We start from the raw sequence: 18,299 nt of genomic DNA on the forward strand, positions 1-18,299 counted from the left end.
CGGAGAATTACCGGCTCTGTTTTCTCAGTAGATAGATAAAGTACGGTGCGCCGATAAAGGTCGACAGCAGACCTGCCGGGATCTGATACGGGAACATCATCATCCGCCCGCACCAGTCGGCAAAGACCAGCAGCAGTCCACCGATCAGCCCGGCCATCACCATCTGCGGCATCGTGCGGCGAAATCCCATCATTCGCGCGATATGCGGTGCCATCAACCCGACAAAACTTAACGGACCGATAGTCAACGTGGCGGTCGCCGTCAGGCAAGCAGCCAGCAGCAGCAAACCGATCCGCGACGGCGTTAGCGCCATACCTACAGCCCGTGCGGCCTCGCCGCCCAGCGGCAGAATCGTCAACCAGCGTCGGCACAGCGGAGCCAGAGCCAGCAGCAGCACCATCGCGATCCCGCTGCGCACCACCATCTCCGGTGTGGCGCTGTAAGTCGACCCGGAAATCCACGTCAGAATCTGCGCCATCCGCGGATCGCCGCTGGCCTGCAACATCATCAGCAGCATGGTGAAGGCGGTGCTGAGCGCCATCCCCGCCAGCAGCATCCGGTGCGGCGAGAAGCCTCCGCGCCCGGCAGCAATCAGGATAACCAGCAGCGTCGCCGCCGCGCCCAGGCTACCGGCGGGCAGCAGCCAGCCAAAAGCGTTGCCGGGAACGAAAAACAGCATCATGACAATACCAAAGGCTGCGCCGGAGCTGATGCCCAGGACTTCCGGGCTGGCCATTGGGTTACCGGTCAATCGCTGGATAATACAGCCGGCGACCGCCAGCATGACTCCGGCGAAGAGCGCGGAGAGGATCCGCGGCCAGCGCCACGGCATTAGCTGATCCAGCAGCGTACCGCTCGCCCATTGCCAGCTCTGAGCATCCCGGCCAAAGGCCAGCGCAACGATCAGCGCCAGCAGCAGAATCAGCGCGCCGCCGAGCACAAACCCCAGTACGTTTTGCCGCTCCAGCGGCACGTTATCGCCGCCATTCATCACCGGAGCACTGATGCTGCGCAGGCGGGGTAACAGCCACAGCAGCAGCGGCGCGCCGATCAGCGCCGTCACGGAGCCGGTGGACACTTCCCTCCACACCCGGGCAAGCCACAGAATAATTTGGTCCGACAGCCAGAGAATAAGCGCGCCGATCAGCGCCGCCAGCAACAGACGCGACAGCAGGCGGCGGGCGCCGAGCATTTTCGCCAGCAGCGGCGAAAACAGGCCGATAAAGCCAATAATCCCCACCGCGTTCACCAGCATCGCGCTGATAATAATCGCCAGCGTCAGCGTTGCCAGTCGCGCCAGAGAAAGCGCCAGTCCGAGGTTACGCGCCACGCCATCATCAAGCCCCATCAGCGTGAGCGGACGCAGCAGCAGCAGCGTTAAGATAACGCCGCCGAGCAGCTGCGGCCACAGACGTTGCACCACGCTCCAGTCGGTTTGCGTGAGCGTACCGGTGCTCCACAGAAACATGCTTTGCAGCTGATCGTGATGGAAAATCACCATCAGTTGGTTCAGTGCCCCACAGTACAGGCTAACCACCAGACCGGCCAGAATCAGGGTCACCGGCGAGAGCCGTTTCCCCCACGAAACGCCGAAGACCAGCGCCCCGACAAGACACGCCCCCGCCAGCGCGGCGAACTGCGAAGCCAGTACGCCGGGAATTGCCCACAGCGTCGTTACCGTCATGCCCAGTTGGGCGCCGGTAGCAACCCCGAGGGTCGTCGGTTCCGCCAGCGGGTTACGCAGTACCTGCTGGAACAGCACGCCCACCAGCCCCAGTCCCGCGCCAACCAGCAACGATACTGCCAGCCTCGGCAGCAGGCTGTAGTGGAACAGCATCTGGGCAATGTTATCGATATCCGGTTGCCACAATGCCTGACGCCATTCGTTTTGCGGCAGCACAGCCTGAAGATTGAAGACGCTAAGGCCGAACGCGGCAAATACCAGCACCGTCAGCAGCAGAGCCGCCAGAGGAGAAATGCGCGATCTCATGCCGGCTCTCCCTGGGCATCCGCCAGTACGCGGGCAAAATGCATCGCCGACAGCGTCGCGCCATAAAACCAGACCGCCGGAACGCGCTGGAAGCGCCCTTCGCGAACAAACGGCATCGCCCGCCATAGCGGCGTATTCATCAACTGGTTCATTTCCGCCTGATTACCATGGTCAAAACAGATAACATCTGCCTCTTTGTAGCCGGCCAGCCGGTCGATACCGACGCTGACGCTGCCCCAGAAGGCGGTTTCACCACGCCAGGCGTTTTTAATATCAAAGCGATCGAGCACTTCCTGGAACAGGCAGTTATGGCCGAAAACCAGGACATGGCGAGGATCGAGTAAGGTGATCATCAGCAGCGGGCGATCGCCGCGCCGGGCGAAACGCGGACGCAGGCTCTCCATCAGAGCATCAAATTCCGCCAGATGGAGCTTCGCCGCCTGCTGTCGGCCAATCAGCTCGGCCATCTCGTTGAGGGATTGCTGCGCCATCAGCAGCGGTCGTTTACCGTCGCTGAAGGTGAATCCGCGCCCCGGAGCAATTCGCGCCAGCTTCTCCGCCGACGGTCCATACCCGGCCGACCAGACGATAAACGACGGTTTCATCTGCGTGAGTAGCTCCAGATTCGGCTCCGTACGCAGCCCGACGTCAATCACCGAAGCCGGCAGCGTCGGTTCATTCACCCACAGGTTATAGTTCGGGATATCGGCCACGCCGTAGGGCGTTACGCCGAGAGCCAGCAGGAGTTCCGCCGGCAGCCACTCCAGCGCCACAATACGCTGCGGGTCAAGAGTTGCAGCCTGAGCGCCGCGCATCTGCCACAGCAGCGGCGACAGGGCCATCGCCGTCAGCAGGCGGCGACGGGTCATCAAAGGGGTCTTTTCCATCAATATACAAAGCTTACCGGCGCGCTACCCGCCGGATGCGGCAGAATACCCATCGGAATGCCGTAAATTTGCTCCAGCGTTTCGCTGCGCATCAGCTCCGCCGGCGTTCCCTGGGCAATCATCTCCCCGCCGCGTAACGCGACCAGATAATCACAGTAACGGGCAGCCATGTTGATATCATGCAGGACGGCAATCACCGTTAACCCGCGTTGCTGGCTCAAACGATGCACCAGCGCCAGCACATCAACCTGATGCGCAATATCCAGCGCCGAGGTGGGTTCATCCAGCAGTAAACAGCGGCTGTCCTGCGCCACCAGCATGGCTATCCACGCACGCTGACGTTCACCGCCGGACAGGCTGTCAACCAACCGGTGTGCCAGCGGCTTCAGGCCGACCAGCGCAATCGCCTCTTCAACTTTTTCCCGGTCGGCGGCGCCGAAACGCCCCAGAGCACCGTGCCACGGATAGCGGCCAATGGCCACCAGCTCGCGCACCGTCATCCCTTCTGCCGGCGGCAACTGCTGCGGTAAATAGGCCACTTTGCGGGCAAAAGCTTTGCTGCTCCAGCTATCCAGCGGCTGGCCGTCCAACAGCACATCGCCTTCCGACGGCGGCTGATGGCGACCGAGCATTTTCAGCAATGTGGATTTACCGGAGCCGTTATGACCAATCAGCCCCGTCACTTTTCCCGCCGGGAAAGTTAAGGAGAGAGGATGCAGCAGCGTACGGCCGGGTACGCGAAAGGTAACGCGATTCAACGAAAACGTGGTATCGGAGTGCGGAGAGTTTTCCTGCATAGCGGCGACCTGGTGAACGGCGCGGCGAACCGCGCCCGTTAAGTGATTAGAAGCGGAAGGTTCCGGTCGCAATAACCTGACGTCCTGCGCCCCAGTAGCACGCGTACTCGCTGTAGCAGCTGGAAACGTATTCACGATCGAACAGGTTGTTCACGTTGATCCCAACCGACGAGCCCGGCAGACCAAAGCGCGCGAGATCGTATTTCACCGTGGCATCCATCAATGCATAGCCGGCTACGTTGAAGGAGTCGTTTTTCTTTCCGGTATCCGTATCATTTTTATAGTAGCTGACCGTTGAGCCGATATAACGCGCACCAGCACCGACCGTCAGCCCGCTAAGCGCGGTCTCATGGAAGGTATAATCCGCCCACAGCGATGCCATATTGCGCGGTACTTCCGCCGGACGTTTACCTTTGAATACGGTGTCTTCGGTGTATTCTGCATCGGTATAGCTATAGGCCGCGGTCAGGTTGATATTGGCATTGACCGCCGCTTTCGCTTCCAGCTCAAAGCCACGCGAGCGAATTTCACCCGTTTGAATGCTATAAATTCCATACGGATCATTAGGATCTGCCGTCAGGTTTTTATCTTTGGTCAGCTGATAAACCGCCGCGGTCACGACCACCGGCATATCTTTCGGAACGTATTTCACCCCCGCTTCATACTGCTCACCACGGGAAGGATCGAACGGCTTACCTTCACGCGAAGAACCGGAAACCGGTTCGAAAGACTGGCTATAGCTGAAGTACGGAGAGATCCCGTTGTCGAACAGATAGTTAATGCCGCCGCGCCAGGTAAACTGCTGATCGTGGTTTTCCGCGAGATCGTTAGAAGAACGCGTCAGCGTTGAAGCCATTGCGTAATCATAGCGACCGCCCAGCGTCATCACCCATTTGTCCCATTCCAGCTGATCCTGGGCATACAGGCCGGTCTGCTCCATGCGGTTCAACACCGCGTAAGGGAAGTTCACATTGACGTTAGCATCGCCGTACTGCGGGTTGCTCATGCTGACAGGATCGGCAGAACCGTAATCGGCATTCACATCGTTACGCATGCGCGAGTAATCAACGCCGGTCAACAGCGTATGGCTGACCGCCCCGGTCGCAAAGTTGGACTGCAGCTGGGTATCCACGGTAAACGTGTTGAGGTTTTCATCAGAACGCACGTAGGCACGGTTGATTTGGCCCGGGGCCGAATAACCATTCCCGTAGACGGAGCGATACAGCGTCTTCACGTCGGTATAGCGCAGGTTCTGGCGTACAGTGAAGGTATCATCGAACTGGTGCGAGAAGCTGTAGCCAACCATCTGCTGACGGCGGGACATCTTGTTATCCGGCTCGCCTTCGTTGTAATCGGTCGGCAGTTTATGCGCGTTGCCGTTGGCGTCGTAATACGGCACCACGGTCCCTTCACGAGGCAACCAACCGTAGTAACCTGCATACGGATCGTTCTGGAAGTTGCTCAGGAAAGTGAAATCGGTTTTATCATCCGGGCGCCAGCTGAAGGACGGTGCGACCGCATAGCGGGTCGATTTCGCCATCTGCTGCTGCGCATCCTGGCTGCGGCCTAAACCGGTCAGTCGATACGACCATACGCCGTTATCATCGATGGCATCGCTGAAATCAAAACCGGTCTGCCACAGGTTATCCGTACCCATTTTGAACTGAATTTCTTTCAGCGGTTCGGTCGTCGGGCGCTTGCTCACCATGCTGACGATACCGCCTGGGTTGCTGTTGCCATACAGCACAGACGTTGGCCCACGCATCACTTCCACGCGCTCGAGGAAGTAAGGGTCCATCGACGCTTCAGAGTAGTTATTCCCCTGCAGCTTCATGCCGTCCAGATACTGGTTGGTATTGACCGTCGATGAAGTCGTGAAGCCGCGAATGGTCACTACGTCATAGGTCGTCGAGCTGCCGCGGGTAGAAAAGACGCTCGGCGTATAGGCCAGCGCCTCTTTCACCGTGGTCGGCTGCTTCATGTCCATCTCGGCGCGGGTTACGACGGAGATAGACTGCGGTGTCTTTTCAATCGGGGTATCGGTTTTGGTCGCAGTAGCTGAACGCTTCGCCGCAATCGTCGGCGCTGGCCCCCAGGCGCTTTCCTGGTCGGCAGGTGCCGCGATAACGGTGATAGTTTCTTCTTTTTTCGGTTCAACTGCTGCCTGTGCATAGACAGACATGCCGCTAACCGCCGTGGCTACTACAACTGCGATTTTACGCAGCGAGTGATTTGGCTGAGCAGTTTTTGGACGCGCCATTGGTATATCTCTGATGAAAGTGAATGATAACGTAAACGAGAATTATTATTATGACCGTTGTCATAATAGGCGAAACGCGGAATGCAAGGCAAGTGATATGGGCGCGGTGAATGCTGAAGGATGAAATAATAACCAGGCAGTTATTGTGGAGTTAAGTGCCTGTTAAGTAATGTGCAGAAATAAAAAAGCCCTCTGATACGTTTGCATCAGAGGGCTTGTTCAGACCGGCAATTAGTTGCTGCCGAACATGTCCTTAATCCAGCCCGCTACGCCATCGCTCTTTTCCTGCTTCGGCGGCTGTTGCTGCTGAGTCGCTGGCTGCTGCTGTTGCTGCTGCCCGGACTGATTGAACGGATTGTTCTGCTGCTGCTGCTCCAGCTGCTGCTGTTGCATCTGCTCGCCCTGGCGACACAGCGCATCCGGCGTGGTGGTCCAGACCGGAAGCGTACGCATTCCTCCGCTACACACGAAGTTGCCGTTGCTGTCCACGCCCATATCCACCACATCTTCCGGCGCCGTCAGTGCCAACGGAGTCGGTGTCTGGTTAGCCAGATAGCGCTGGTAAATGGACATTGCCCCGCTGGCACCGTAGAGCTTCGTCGGCTGGTTGTTGTCGCGGCCCACCCAGGTAATGGTGACCTGGCTCCCGTCAATCCCGGCGAACCAGGTATCGACGTTATTGTTGGTGGTCCCGGTTTTCCCCGCCAGGTGCAGACCCGGATACTTCGCACCAAGCTGACGGCCGGTACCGCGCAGCACAACCTGCTGCATCGTCCACAGGGTCATGTACGCCGCCTGCGCCGGCACCGCACGCTCTGCCTGCGGGTAGCTCTGATACAGTACGGTACCATCTTCAGCAATGACCGAACGCAGCGCCGAAAGCGTTGCGCGGTTGCCGCCGCTGGCGATGGTCTGGAACGCCTGCGCGACTTCGATAGGCGTCAGGTTCAGCGCCCCGAGAATCATCGCCGGTACCGGGTTAAGCTGATCTTTCGGCGCCCCCAGTTTGACCCAGGTGTCGGTTATCGCCGGCAGGCCCAGCGCCATCCCGAGGTTAACCGTCGGCACGTTCATCGAGCGCGTCAGCGCATCAACCAGCATCACCTGACCGCTAAAGCGACGATCGTCGTTCTGCGGGGACCAGGTTTGACCGTTTGGCAAACGGATAGTGATGGGTGCATCGGCAATCGAGGTGTTCAGGCGATACTGATTCGGCAAGCTCAGCGCCGTCAGGTAGGTCGCCGGCTTCGCCAGAGAACCGATTGAACGGCGAGCCTGCATGGCACGGTTATAGCCAGCAAACTGCGGCTCCGCACCGCCAACCATCGCCCGCACTTCACCCGTGAAGCGGTCAACCACTACCATCGCGGTTTCGAGATCCGGCAGCTTACGCTGTTTCTTCAATGCCGGAATGCCGTCGGTCGCCGCTTTTTCTGCGGCATCCTGCGCAACGGAGTCAAAGGTGGTAAAGATCTTCACGCCGGAGAGATCTTTCACCTTGTCGCCCAGCTTCGCCTGCAGCTCCTGACGCACCATCTGCATAAACGCCGGTTGCGGGGAGATAACGCCACCGCGCGGCTGCACGCCCAGCGGACGCGCGCTCAGCATGTCATACAGCTCTTGATCGATCACGTTCTGCTGCTGCAGCAGACGCAGCACCAGGTTGCGTCGTTCCAGTGCCAGCTTCGGATTACGCCACGGGTTGTAAATCGATGCCCCTTTTACCATCCCAACCAGCAGCGCCTGCTGATCGAGGCTCAGCTCTTCGACCGGACGGCCAAAGTAATAGAGGCTCGCCAGCGGGAAGCCGCGAATTTCGTTGTCGCCACTCTGACCGAGATACACCTCGTTCATATACAGCTCAAGGATACGATCCTTGCTGTAGCGGGCATCAACGATCAGCGCCATATAGGCTTCGTTCGCTTTACGCCAGTAGGAACGCTCGCTGGAAAGGAACAGGTTTTTCACCAGCTGCTGAGTCAGGGTACTCGCCCCCTGCACGGTGCGCCCTGCCGTCAGGTTCGCCAGGACCGCACGCCCAATCGAGTACAGGCTAATGCCGTCGTGCTCGTAGAAATGGCGGTCTTCGGTCGCCAGCAGCGTATCCACCAGCAGATCCGGGAAGCCGCTGCGTTTCACAAACAAACGCTGTTCGCCGTTTGCCGACTGCAGCATGGTGATCAGCCGCGGATCGAGACGGAAGAAACCGAACTGGCGGTTATTCTCCATATTCTCAATCGTTTCCAGGTGATCGCCGTCAAAGGTCAGACGCGCGCGCACCTGCCCTTCCTTACTGTCAGGGAAATCAAACGGGCGGCGGATCATCTCGATGCTGTTGGCCTGCACGGTGTACTCGCCCGGGCGCGTCATCGCGCTGACCTGACGGTACTGTGTGGCATTCAGCAGACGAACCATTTCGTTTTTGCTGATCTGCATATCCGGTTCGAGGTTAACCATGCGGCCATAGACCGCCGCCGGAAGCTCCCAGACTTTGCCGTCGATGCGGCTACGGATTTTCTGATCGAGGTAAACACCGTAGGCGGCAACCAGCACCGCGACCACGATCCCTAGCTTGAACAGCAGCCATAGCCAGGTACGTTTACGGCGAGGCTTGTTCGCTTTGCCTTTCGCTTTCTTCGGCATCGGCTCTTCATCCTCATAATCATCGTCGTAATCATCATCGTCGTAGTCCTCATCCCGAACCCGACGACGAGTCACTTTTTGTTTTGCCGGACGCGAGGGTTTTCCCTTACGTCCGATAGGCTCGCGGTCATCTCCCGCCATGCTTTTTCTCCGCAACTTTCAGGCGTAAAAGCCTGATTCTCAATACTTCCTCTTAAGAGAGGAAGAAGATATCTCTCAAATTCACGCCCGGAGGTCTCAACCAGCAGGCAACCATCTCTGTATCACGGCGCTTCGCGCGCTCGGCGTCTCACGGCGTGGTCATGACGTACGCTTATGCACTATTTTTATAATACATAATATAAATCATCATGTTACACACATCGCCTGACGAGAATTTTGGGACATAGCACGAATAGTCCAGGCGACACAGGATAGCACTAAACCGGGACAGGCTTAACCAGCATTTTACTCCCTCATGGCGTAACAAAAGCGAAAATATTATGTTTTTTAATAACATAAAAATATTACCTATCGCTCACCGCCGTTACGTTCTGCCAGGAGCATCTTCACAGATAAAAAAAACAAAAAAGCCAGCGCCGGGTAAATATTATATTCCGACTATGACAAGAAATATTTTGGCAAGAAGTAAAGAGAAACCTTACGCCATTTGGCGATAAAAACGGGAGCGCCTTAACAAATATTCATAATAATATTTCCTGATGACAGCATGGAAATATTTGTTAAACTGTCCTTCAGTTAACCGGATCTGTTTAATATATTATGCGAACTTCCATTATATTTCCGCTGCTCATGGTTGCCACTCTCGCGGGCTGCCAGCAGAACCGTTCGTCTACGCTAAGCCCTACCGTCAGCAATGAAGCGCAGCTGGATCAGCTCTCCTCCGTAGCGGCAGGCGCGCGCTATCTGAAAAACAAATGCAACCGTAGCGACCTTCCCGCCGATGAAGCGCTCGATCGCGCAGCATGGAATGTGGGAAAAAAGAGAGGATGGAGTAATATTGATTACGCAACGCTCAGCCAGCGCAGCACGCAAATGTATCAGCAGCTGCAGCGGGACAGTACGCCGGAAGCCACAAAATGCAGCCAGTTTAATCGCCAGCTGGCACCGTTTATTGATAGCTTACGCAGCTAATAAAATGAAAATATAGCCCCGCCGCTTTTTTATTTCGCACCAGTTTATTCCCCTTGCGGGCTATCTTCAATAATACCTCCCGGCCAGTCGTCCAGAGCAGCAAGCGTAAAAGTTTTACCATTAAAGCTGAATACCGTTAGATCCTGCTGAATCTGCTCGACGACCAGATTCGGCAGCGGCGATTCCCCTTCTTTCCAGGACTGACCATTTAAAACGATGCTGCGTTTCTCCGCAGATGAGGCGAAAACATGCGCGCTGTAGCGCAGTGCGGGCAGATTATCTTCATCGATGATAACCTCTGGTTTCGGTTTTGCTTTCTCAGGTGACGAGGCCGCTACCGGTTTAACCTTTTTTTGCGTGGGAGGTGCTATCGGCACCAGCGCAGCATGTGCCACGGGCACTATCAACGTTGACGTCGCGGGAGGATTACGCCACTGCTCGCCAGCAAACCAACCCAGGGCAATCAACAGCGCAGCGTAGACGGGTACGGTCAGATACGGCACCTGCACCATACGTCCAACGACCACCGGTGGTTCGCCATCGCGCGCAATCAGAGCAGGCAAACGGCACGCTTTCTCATCGGGAACGATCACGCTCTCTCCTTTACCCGTAAAACGATAGCCCGGCGACAACTGCCGGGCTATCAGGCTCATTTAGCCGGAGCCTGTCAAATGTCCCGCCATTACTTACTGCTTACCGGCAGGCCCGTCCCCTGGGCATCGCCCTGAGGTTTTTCCAGTACCACCACGGACCAGGCCGGGAGCGTGATCGTGCCATTGGCCGCGATCTCCACGCCGCTCGCCAGCGAGCCGTCACCGGCAGCTTGCTGGATTTGGCTCAGCTGCAGATTGTCACCGGTAAAGTCATCCAGAGTCCGGCTCTCAGGTGCTGCGTTAATCGCCACAACCAGGCCATCAAGCCGGCTATCGAGGCTCGCCCCTGCCTGCGCGCCATCGTCGATGGTCATGATCAGCAGACCTGCGCGCTGCTCGGGCCCGGTATTACGGAAATCAACGCGCTTCATGACCGCACTTCCGTCACCTAAAGTGAACAGCGGGGATGATTTACGCAGCTGAGTCAGCTCCTGATAGAAGGCGGTCATTTGCTGTAATTCCGTCTCGCCAGGGGTGGCAACCATCTCCTTAACGCGGGAAATCAGGTCATAGTTACTGCCATCATCACTGCTGCGCGGCATCCCGACGTTAAAGTTATTGTCCTGCATGGCATAATCAACGCGGTTAAACCAGTCACCGGAATCATACGAGTCACGGGTAAAGGATTTAGAGCGCAGCAGTTCAGAACCCTGCTGATCAAAGGCGATCCCCTGGCCCAACATCACCGTCGCCAGCGATACCGCCTGCATCCGCACGCGCGTATTCAGATCGGCCTGCTGCGCGGCTTTATAGGTAATCATGTCCCACAGGGTCTGGTTGTCGTGCTTAGAGACATAGTTGACGACTTCCGTCGGGTCGGCTGCGTAGCCGCCAGGTGCGCCGTTATAGTCGATCTCGCTGCCTTTTTTCACCGCGCCGTCTTTATCAATCAGAATAAAATCAGCAAGGTTGCCGGCCATCCCCAGACGGGTCAGATCGGCCAGGTGGCGCACATCGTCATCGCTCTGGCGGGTAATCTCGTTAGGCAGAACCCCGGCACCGCTGCCGACGCCCTGGTTTTCACGCAGCGCATCACCGGAATCAAACGGACCACCGCCGCGCACGGAGTCGCGCAGACGATCGGAGAAGGTACCAATACCGGTTCCTTTCAGATTGATTTGCGACGCGATATCAAAGCGGTCGCTCTGATTAGAATCCCAGCCCTCGCCAAAGAAATAGATATCCGGATTTAACGCTTTCACGCGATCCCACGCCGACAAAATCTGCGCTTTCGGGTGGTAGCCCATCAAGTCGAAACGGAAAGCATCAATCTTATAGTCGGTGGTCCACACCGCCAGCGAATCGGCGATAAGCTTCGCAAACATACGATGCTCTGGCGCAGAATCCGAACAGCAGGTGGCCGACTCAACGCTACCGGTGGTTTCGTTCAGACGCTGATAGTACCAGGGGACAATTTTATCCAGTACCGATGTACGGTCAGTTGGCCCCGCGGCATTAGTATGGTTATACACGACGTCCATAATGACGTTCATTCCCAGATCCTGCTTAATCGCCTGAATCATGGTACGGAACTCTTTAATGCGCGTCGTGCCCTCCGGATTGGTCGCATACGAGCCTTCCGGCACCGTATAGTGGAACGGATCGTAACCCCAGTTATAGGAGTCCGTCTGCGCCACAAGGGTGTTCAGCGCCTGAACCTGCGGGTTGTCCTGGCTATCATTCTGCTTGAGCTGATTGAGCACCTCTTCAACGGAAGAGCCGCTGCTGCAATAACCGGCAAATTCGCTGCTCTTCACCGCGCTGTTGATTTCACACAGGTGACTGAACGGCTGCTGGATATCGGCGACTTTATCGCTGAACTCGTTGACCGTCGCCAGATCGAAGACCGGCAGCAGTTCAACGTGGGTGACGCCCGAGCTGGACAGCTTTTTCAGATGCTGCACCATATTGCTGTCCTGGGCTGTGAGCGCGAGATATTTACCGCGCAGCTCAGCAGGAACGGTCTGATCCCAGGCAGAAAGATCGCGAATGTGCGATTCATGAATCGTCATTTTCGCGAGATCGGCTTTGGTCTTCTGGGCATGAGGCATCGCCAGGCTATCCCAGCCTTCCGGCTTAAGATCGCTGTCGTTAAGGTCAACGACCTGACTGTATTCCGAGTTAGTGGATAAGCTATGGGAGTACGGGTCGGTGACTTCATACTGTTCAACCTGGCGCGACTGCGGATGGTAAACCGTCAGCGCGTAGCGGTAAAACGCCCCTTTCAGGTCGCTGCCGCCCTGCCAGGCCCAGGAGCCAGATGCGCTGTCACGGGTCATCGGATGGCTGGCCACCACTTTTTTATCCGCGCTGTAGATAACCAGATCGACCTGCTGTGCGGTAGGCGCCCACAGACGGAAACTAACTCCGCCATCGCTCATCTGCGCACCGTAATTCAGCGCTTCCGCCGCCTGCGCATAGATATCATCCAGGACACCCGCCGTTTGCACCTGGGTGGCGGAGATCAGCACGCCGTCTTTCTCGGCAGCAATCGCGACGGTTTCACCTTGAAGCAAATCGGCGGTTTTGGCGTCATCGGGCAGTTTAAACGCCGCATAGCCGGAAAGCTGCGGGAAACGCATGCTGACCTGCTGGCTGACGGTGGTTGGCGTCAGTTTCAGGTAGCTGTCGGTAAATTTCCCTTCGCTATCTGCCGCCACTTTGCTGCTGTGGCTGTAGTACAAGCGTACGACAGGCTTGTCTTCACCAGCCGGCCACAGCAGCGTCGTTTTATCGACCCAGTGGGCTTCGGCAAGCGCCACGCCGAAGGCGGCGCGGAACGCATCGGCGCGAGAGTCATAGATAGCATTGCTGCCGGCAATCACCGATACCGTACGGTCGGTAAAGTCGCCAAAGGACACGCGCAGGTCGCTGTCGATCAGCTTGTTGGTGCCATCTCTGACAATGACGTTAATGCAACCGCTCTCTTTATTCAGCGGAATGACCCAATACGGGCCGTATTTATCACTCCCTGCCGGCGTGGTGCTGACGTCATTCCAGTCAGCCATCGGCGCGCTTAATGCATCGCAGGTTTCATTATTCCAAAGATACAGGTTCTTACTGCTGTAATCCGCCGCACTGGTACCGGTTATCCCGGCAATATCGACCAGATGAATAACGGCCTGATTCGCCGACGCCATCGCGGCTTCACCAGGAACCGCCACATCGGGTAAACGAACAACAACATCCTGATTATCAGGATTGCCGGGGTTATCAGGTGAGCCAGAGGAAGAAGATGAAGAACTATTATCGCAGCCGCTAAGTAAAATCAACGAGCCAAGGAATAGGGCATTACAGGTATATCTGAGCATTCGATAGTCCCTAATATGCTTAATAAATTATGAAAGGTAAGAAAAGATGTTTATCTGTAAAGCGTCGCAATTAGATATTTTTGTTTTCTCCGGTTCAATCATCCATTAACAATTAATGGGGGGGCGTAGGTGGCCGGGGGAGTAAAACTCAAAAGGGAATGACGACCCGGATAGTGAAATTCATTATGCTTCGCGACGACAAATCCAGTTTCTCGCAATAAAAGCTCGCAATATAAAAAAGCCACCCACCAATATAGGTAGGGGTACTGTGCCGCCTCGAGGGAAATAAAATGAGCGATGGAATAAAAAGATATATTTCTGTGATGCGCTTAACACTAATAAATAAAAAAAACATTCATCACGCACCGCATATTGCCATGCTCATCACCTTATTACTGATTGGCCAACAGCTGGCGAAATTAAGCTGGCGAATGGTATTCCCGACTCATTCTCCGGATATCGCGATGAATGACGCAGCGCAGGCTTCTGCAGCAATCGCGATGCCAAAAACTGAATTACCGGCATTCACGCTGTTCGGTCGTGCAGAAAAAAAACCGCCGCCATCAGCTCATGACGGCAGCCTGGAACAGGCCCCACTCTCAGCGCTGAAGCTGCGGATTACCGGCCTGCTCGCCAGCAGCGATCCAGCCCGTTCGATTGTCATTATGGCAAAAGGTAATCAACAAGTTAGCCTGATGACCGGCGACAGCACACCGGGGAATGAAGCCCGAATCGTCGCGATTATGAGCGATCGCATTATCGTGAACTATCGGGGCCGAAATGAAGCAATTTTGCTGGCTGATGACGGTATGGCAAAAGCGAATACCTCGCCAGGCGCAGCGGTGAATCCGCGCCTCAGCCAGATCCGCCAGCAGCCGCAAAATATCCTTAATTATCTCAATATTTCACCGGTGATGGTTAATGAGCAACTCAGTGGATATCGGCTTAACCCGGGAAAAGACCCCACGCTTTTCCGTGAATCAGGTTTACATGAAAACGATCTGGCGGTCGCCTTGAACGGGCTTGATCTTCGCGATCGGCAACAGGCTCAGCAGGCATTAAAACAGCTTCCTGAGCTTAGCGAAATAACGCTTACCGTCGAACGCGAAGGGCAGCGACAGGATATCTATTTAGCTTTGAGGGATGAATAATTGGCACATGCAACGATTTTCCGCCTGATTTTCACCACCCTGATGATATTCAGCTCGCTGTTATTCAGACCGGTCTGTGCTGAAGAATTTTCCGCCAGCTTTAAAGGGACGGATATTCAGGAATTTATTAATACCGTAAGCAAAAACCTGAATAAAACGGTGATTATTGACCCCAGCGTACGCGGGACAATTACCGTCCGCAGCTACGATATGCTCAATGAAGAACAATATTATCAGTTTTTTCTTAGCGTGCTGGATGTCTATGGTTTTGCCGTTATCAATATGAATAACGGCGTGCTCAAAGTGGTTCGTTCAAAAGATGCCAAAACCGCGGCGGTCCCGGTCGCCAGCGATGCCGCGCCCGGCGAAGGAGATGAGGTCGTGACCCGCGTGGTGCCGCTAACCAACGTCGCCGCACGTGATTTGGCGCCGCTGCTGCGCCAGCTCAACGATAACGCCGGCGCAGGCAGCGTCGTACACTACGAACCCTCCAACGTCCTGCTCATGACCGGACGGGCTGCGGTGATCAAACGCCTGCTGACCATTGTCGAACGCGTTGATAACGCAGGCGATCGCAGCGTGGTGACGGTCCCGCTGTCGTGGGCCTCCGCCGCCGACGTGGTCAAACTGGTCACCGAGCTGAACAAAGATACCAGTAAATCGGCGCTTCCCGGCTCGATGGTCGCGAACGTCGTCGCCGACGAACGTACCAATTCCGTGCTGGTGAGCGGCGAACCCAATTCACGCCAGCGCATTATCACCATGATTAAGCAGCTCGACCGTCAACAGGCGGTGCAGGGCAACACCAAAGTTATCTATCTGAAATACGCCAAAGCCGCCGATCTGGTGGAGGTTTTAACCGGCATCAGTAGCACGATGCAAAGTGAAAAACAGAGTGCGAAGCCGGTGGCAGCGCTGGATAAAAATATAATTATCAAAGCCCATGGCCAGACCAACGCCCTGATTGTTACCGCTGCGCCGGACGTCATGAACGACCTGGAGCGGGTGATAGCCCAGCTGGATATTCGCCGTCCGCAGGTGCTGGTTGAAGCGATTATTGCCGAAGTTCAGGACGCCGACGGCCTCAATCTCGGCGTCCAGTGGGCGAATAAAAATGCCGGGATGACCCAGTTCAACAACAGCGGCCTGCCGATGTCGACAGTCATTGCCGGCGCCAATCAATACAACAAAGACGGCACGGTCACCAGTTCGCTTGCCAGCGCGTTAAGCTCTTTTAACGGCATTGCCGCCGGGTTCTATCAGGGCAACTGGGCGATGCTGCTGACCGCGCTCTCCAGCAGTAGCAAAAACGATATTCTCGCCACCCCCAGCATCGTCACCCTCGACAACATGGAAGCCACCTTTAACGTCGGGCAGGAAGTACCGGTGCTTAGCGGATCGCAAACCACATCCGGGGATAACATCTTTAACACCGTTGAGCGTAAAACCGTCGGCATCAAGCTGAAGGTCAAACCGCAGATCAACGAAGGTGATTCGGTGCTGCTGGAGATCGAACAGGAGGTGTCCAGCGTCGCGGATTCCGCCTCCAGCACCAGCTCGGATTTAGGGGCCACCTTCAACACCCGTACGGTCAATAACGCGGTCCTGGTGGGCAGCGGCGAAACGGTAGTCGTCGGCGGGCTGCTGGATAAAAGCGTCACCGATACTGCCGATAAGGTCCCTTTGCTAGGTGATATTCCGGTTATCGGCGCCCTGTTCCGCTCCAGCAGCAAGAAAGTCTCCAAACGTAACCTGATGCTGTTCATCCGCCCGACGATCATCCGCGATCGCGATAGCTATCGCCAGGCGTCTGCGGGTCAGTACAACGCCTTTAACGAAGCCCAGACCAAACAGCGGGGCCAGGAGAGCAACGAAGCCTTGCTGAGCGACGATCGGCTGCATATCTACCCGCAACAGGATACCGTGGCCTTTCGCCAGATAAGCGCCGCGATTGATGCCTTCAACCTTGGAGGCAAACCATGACGCCAGCGACCGATCCCCGCCCGCTGCTGCCCTTTGCCTACGCCCGCGCCCACAACATCGTGCTGCTCAGCGACGGCGTCTCGCACCATGTCCGCTGCCTGAGCAGGACGCCGGCACCGGCCTTGCTGGAAGCCCGGCGGGTCGCGGATGGTCCGATTACCATTGAACGCGTGGCCGCCGAAGATTTTGAAAAACTGCTGGTGCTCAGCTACCAGCGTGACTCCGCGGAAGCCCGACGCATGATGGCCGATATCGGCAACGAGCTGGATTTATACACGCTGGCCGAAGAGCTGCCGGACACTGACGATCTGCTGGACAGTGAAGACGATGCGCCGATCATTCGTCTGATCAACGCCATGCTTACCGAGGCTATCAAAGAGAAAGCCTCAGATATTCATATCGAAACCTACGAGCGCCACCTGCAAATTCGCTTTCGCGTGGATGGTGTTCTGCGTGAAATCCTGCGCCCGCAGCGCCGCCTCGCCGCCCTGCTCATCTCACGTATTAAGGTGATGGCCAGTCTCGACATTGCGGAAAAACGTATTCCCCAGGATGGCCGCATGGCGCTGCGCATCGGCGGGCGCGCCATCGATGTACGTGTCTCAACGCTGCCCTCCAGCCACGGCGAACGCGTGGTTTTGCGTTTGCTGGACAAAAACAGCGTCAATCTCGATCTGCTCACCCTGGGAATGCCGCCCGAGCTGCTGCGGCAGGTCGACGACCTGATGGCCCGCCCGCACGGCATTATTCTGGTCACCGGCCCCACCGGTTCAGGGAAGAGCACCACGCTGTACGCCGCCCTCAGCCGGCTCGACGCGCGGGAGCGCAATATTATGACCATTGAAGACCCGGTCGAATACGAGCTGGAGGGCATCGGCCAGACCCAGGTCAATGCCAAAGTGGAGATGACCTTTGCCCGCGGGCTGCGCGCCATTTTACGTCAGGATCCGGACGTCGTACTGGTAGGCGAGATCCGCGATGGCGAGACGGCGCAGATCGCCGTGCAGGCTTCGCTGACCGGGCATCTGGTGCTCTCCACGCTCCACACCAACAGCGCGCTGGGGGCCATTTCACGCCTGCAGGATATGGGCGTGGAGCCATTTTTGCTCTCCACCTCGCTGCTGGCGGTCATGTCGCAGCGCCTGGTGCGCCGCCTTTGCCCGCACTGCCGTCGGCCGCAGCAGGCCGATCCGCAAACTGCCAGCCAAATGGCGGTCGCACCCGGAACGCCGCTGTGGCAGGCAGTCGGCTGTGCGGAATGCAGTTTCACCGGCTATCGCGGGCGCACCGGGATCCATGAACTGCTGCGAGTTGACGATCGCGTGCGTATGGCTATCCACCGGGGAGAAAATGAATTAACGCTGATCCAACAACTGGGGGCCGACTACACCACCTTACGGGATGCCGGGCGCGAGAAGGTACTGGCCGGGATCACCAGTTGGGAAGAGGTGGTCAGAGTGACCGAACAGCGAACGGGGGAAGCAGACTAG

General features: G+C 56.7%; 11 protein-coding genes. 4 read left to right on the forward strand and 7 right to left on the reverse strand.

Annotation, left to right across the window (positions count from 1 at the left end):
* Nucleotides 1-7 precede the first annotated feature (7 nt).
* The 5 genes from fhuB to mrcB form a co-directional block, all read right to left on the reverse strand.
* On the reverse strand, nt 8-1,990 hold the full coding sequence (gene fhuB / locus ACMYSK_RS14760; RefSeq protein WP_434636371.1) for a Fe(3+)-hydroxamate ABC transporter permease FhuB: 1,983 nt from the start codon (nt 1,988-1,990) through the stop codon (nt 8-10).
* Complete coding sequence (gene fhuD, locus ACMYSK_RS14765) at nt 1,987-2,877, reverse strand: Fe(3+)-hydroxamate ABC transporter substrate-binding protein FhuD (protein WP_434636372.1); 891 nt, start codon at nt 2,875-2,877, stop codon at nt 1,987-1,989. Before fhuD ends, fhuB begins: the two co-directional genes overlap by 4 nt.
* Nucleotides 2,877-3,674, reverse strand: coding sequence for a Fe3+-hydroxamate ABC transporter ATP-binding protein FhuC (gene fhuC / locus ACMYSK_RS14770; protein ID WP_434636374.1), 798 nt, complete (start codon nt 3,672-3,674; stop codon nt 2,877-2,879). The genes fhuD and fhuC overlap by 1 nt, the downstream gene beginning before the upstream one ends.
* Nucleotides 3,675-3,720: 46 nt before the next feature.
* Nucleotides 3,721-5,934 (reverse strand): ferrichrome porin FhuA, encoded by a 2,214-nt coding sequence (gene fhuA, locus ACMYSK_RS14775; protein WP_434636376.1) that lies wholly within the window; start codon nt 5,932-5,934, stop codon nt 3,721-3,723.
* Nucleotides 5,935-6,165: 231 nt separating this feature from the next.
* Nucleotides 6,166-8,718 carry a bifunctional glycosyl transferase/transpeptidase gene (gene mrcB, locus ACMYSK_RS14780; RefSeq protein ID WP_434636377.1) on the reverse strand — a complete coding sequence of 851 codons (2,553 nt, stop codon included), beginning with the start codon at nt 8,716-8,718 and terminating at the stop codon, nt 6,166-6,168.
* A 621-nt stretch (nt 8,719-9,339) separates the two neighbouring features.
* Between mrcB and gspS the strand changes: the two genes are divergently transcribed.
* A complete protein-coding gene (gene gspS, locus ACMYSK_RS14785; RefSeq protein WP_434636379.1) occupies nt 9,340-9,711 on the forward strand; it encodes a type II secretion system pilot lipoprotein GspS in 372 nt (123 codons plus the stop codon).
* A gap of 44 nt (nt 9,712-9,755) precedes the next feature.
* Here the strand turns inward: gspS and gspB are convergent, their stop codons facing one another.
* Nucleotides 9,756-10,304, reverse strand: coding sequence for a type II secretion system assembly factor GspB (gene gspB / locus ACMYSK_RS14790; RefSeq protein ID WP_434644136.1), 549 nt, complete (start codon nt 10,302-10,304; stop codon nt 9,756-9,758).
* 89 nt (nt 10,305-10,393) lie between these two features.
* Nucleotides 10,394-13,675, reverse strand: coding sequence for a pullulanase-type alpha-1,6-glucosidase (pulA, locus tag ACMYSK_RS14795; protein WP_434636381.1), 3,282 nt, complete (start codon nt 13,673-13,675; stop codon nt 10,394-10,396).
* Nucleotides 13,676-13,965: 290 nt separating this feature from the next.
* On the opposite strand from pulA, the gene gspC reads away from it, so the two are divergent.
* Genes gspC through gspE form a run of 3 tightly spaced genes read left to right on the forward strand, consistent with a single transcriptional unit; the run spans nt 13,966 to nt 18,299 of the window.
* On the forward strand, nt 13,966-14,826 hold the full coding sequence (gspC, locus tag ACMYSK_RS14800) for a type II secretion system protein GspC (RefSeq protein ID WP_434636382.1): 861 nt from the start codon (nt 13,966-13,968) through the stop codon (nt 14,824-14,826).
* 42 nt (nt 14,827-14,868) lie between these two features.
* A complete protein-coding gene (gene pulD / locus ACMYSK_RS14805; RefSeq protein ID WP_434644139.1) occupies nt 14,869-16,809 on the forward strand; it encodes a GspD family T2SS secretin variant PulD in 1,941 nt (646 codons plus the stop codon).
* On the forward strand, nt 16,806-18,299 hold the full coding sequence (gspE, locus tag ACMYSK_RS14810; RefSeq protein WP_434636384.1) for a type II secretion system ATPase GspE: 1,494 nt from the start codon (nt 16,806-16,808) through the stop codon (nt 18,297-18,299). The genes pulD and gspE overlap by 4 nt, the downstream gene beginning before the upstream one ends.

The organism is Klebsiella sp. I138, from assembly GCF_051131765.1.
Classification (GTDB): Bacteria; Pseudomonadota; Gammaproteobacteria; order Enterobacterales; family Enterobacteriaceae; genus Klebsiella.

What these genes read in the sequence shown, in the direction of transcription:
- fhuB (WP_434636371.1), bottom strand. Translation starts at nt 1,990, where the DNA reads ATGAGATCGCGCATTTCTCCTCTGGCGGCTCTGCTGCTGACGGTGCTG.
- fhuD (WP_434636372.1), bottom strand. Translation starts at nt 2,877, where the DNA reads ATGGAAAAGACCCCTTTGATGACCCGTCGCCGCCTGCTGACGGCGATG.
- fhuC (WP_434636374.1), bottom strand. Translation starts at nt 3,674, where the DNA reads ATGCAGGAAAACTCTCCGCACTCCGATACCACGTTTTCGTTGAATCGC.
- fhuA (WP_434636376.1), bottom strand. Translation starts at nt 5,934, where the DNA reads ATGGCGCGTCCAAAAACTGCTCAGCCAAATCACTCGCTGCGTAAAATC.
- mrcB (WP_434636377.1), bottom strand. Translation starts at nt 8,718, where the DNA reads ATGGCGGGAGATGACCGCGAGCCTATCGGACGTAAGGGAAAACCCTCG.
- gspS (WP_434636379.1), top strand. Translation starts at nt 9,340, where the DNA reads ATGCGAACTTCCATTATATTTCCGCTGCTCATGGTTGCCACTCTCGCG.
- pulA (WP_434636381.1), bottom strand. Translation starts at nt 13,675, where the DNA reads ATGCTCAGATATACCTGTAATGCCCTATTCCTTGGCTCGTTGATTTTA.
- gspC (WP_434636382.1), top strand. Translation starts at nt 13,966, where the DNA reads ATGAGCGATGGAATAAAAAGATATATTTCTGTGATGCGCTTAACACTA.
- pulD (WP_434644139.1), top strand. Translation starts at nt 14,869, where the DNA reads ATGATATTCAGCTCGCTGTTATTCAGACCGGTCTGTGCTGAAGAATTT.
- gspE (WP_434636384.1), top strand. Translation starts at nt 16,806, where the DNA reads ATGACGCCAGCGACCGATCCCCGCCCGCTGCTGCCCTTTGCCTACGCC.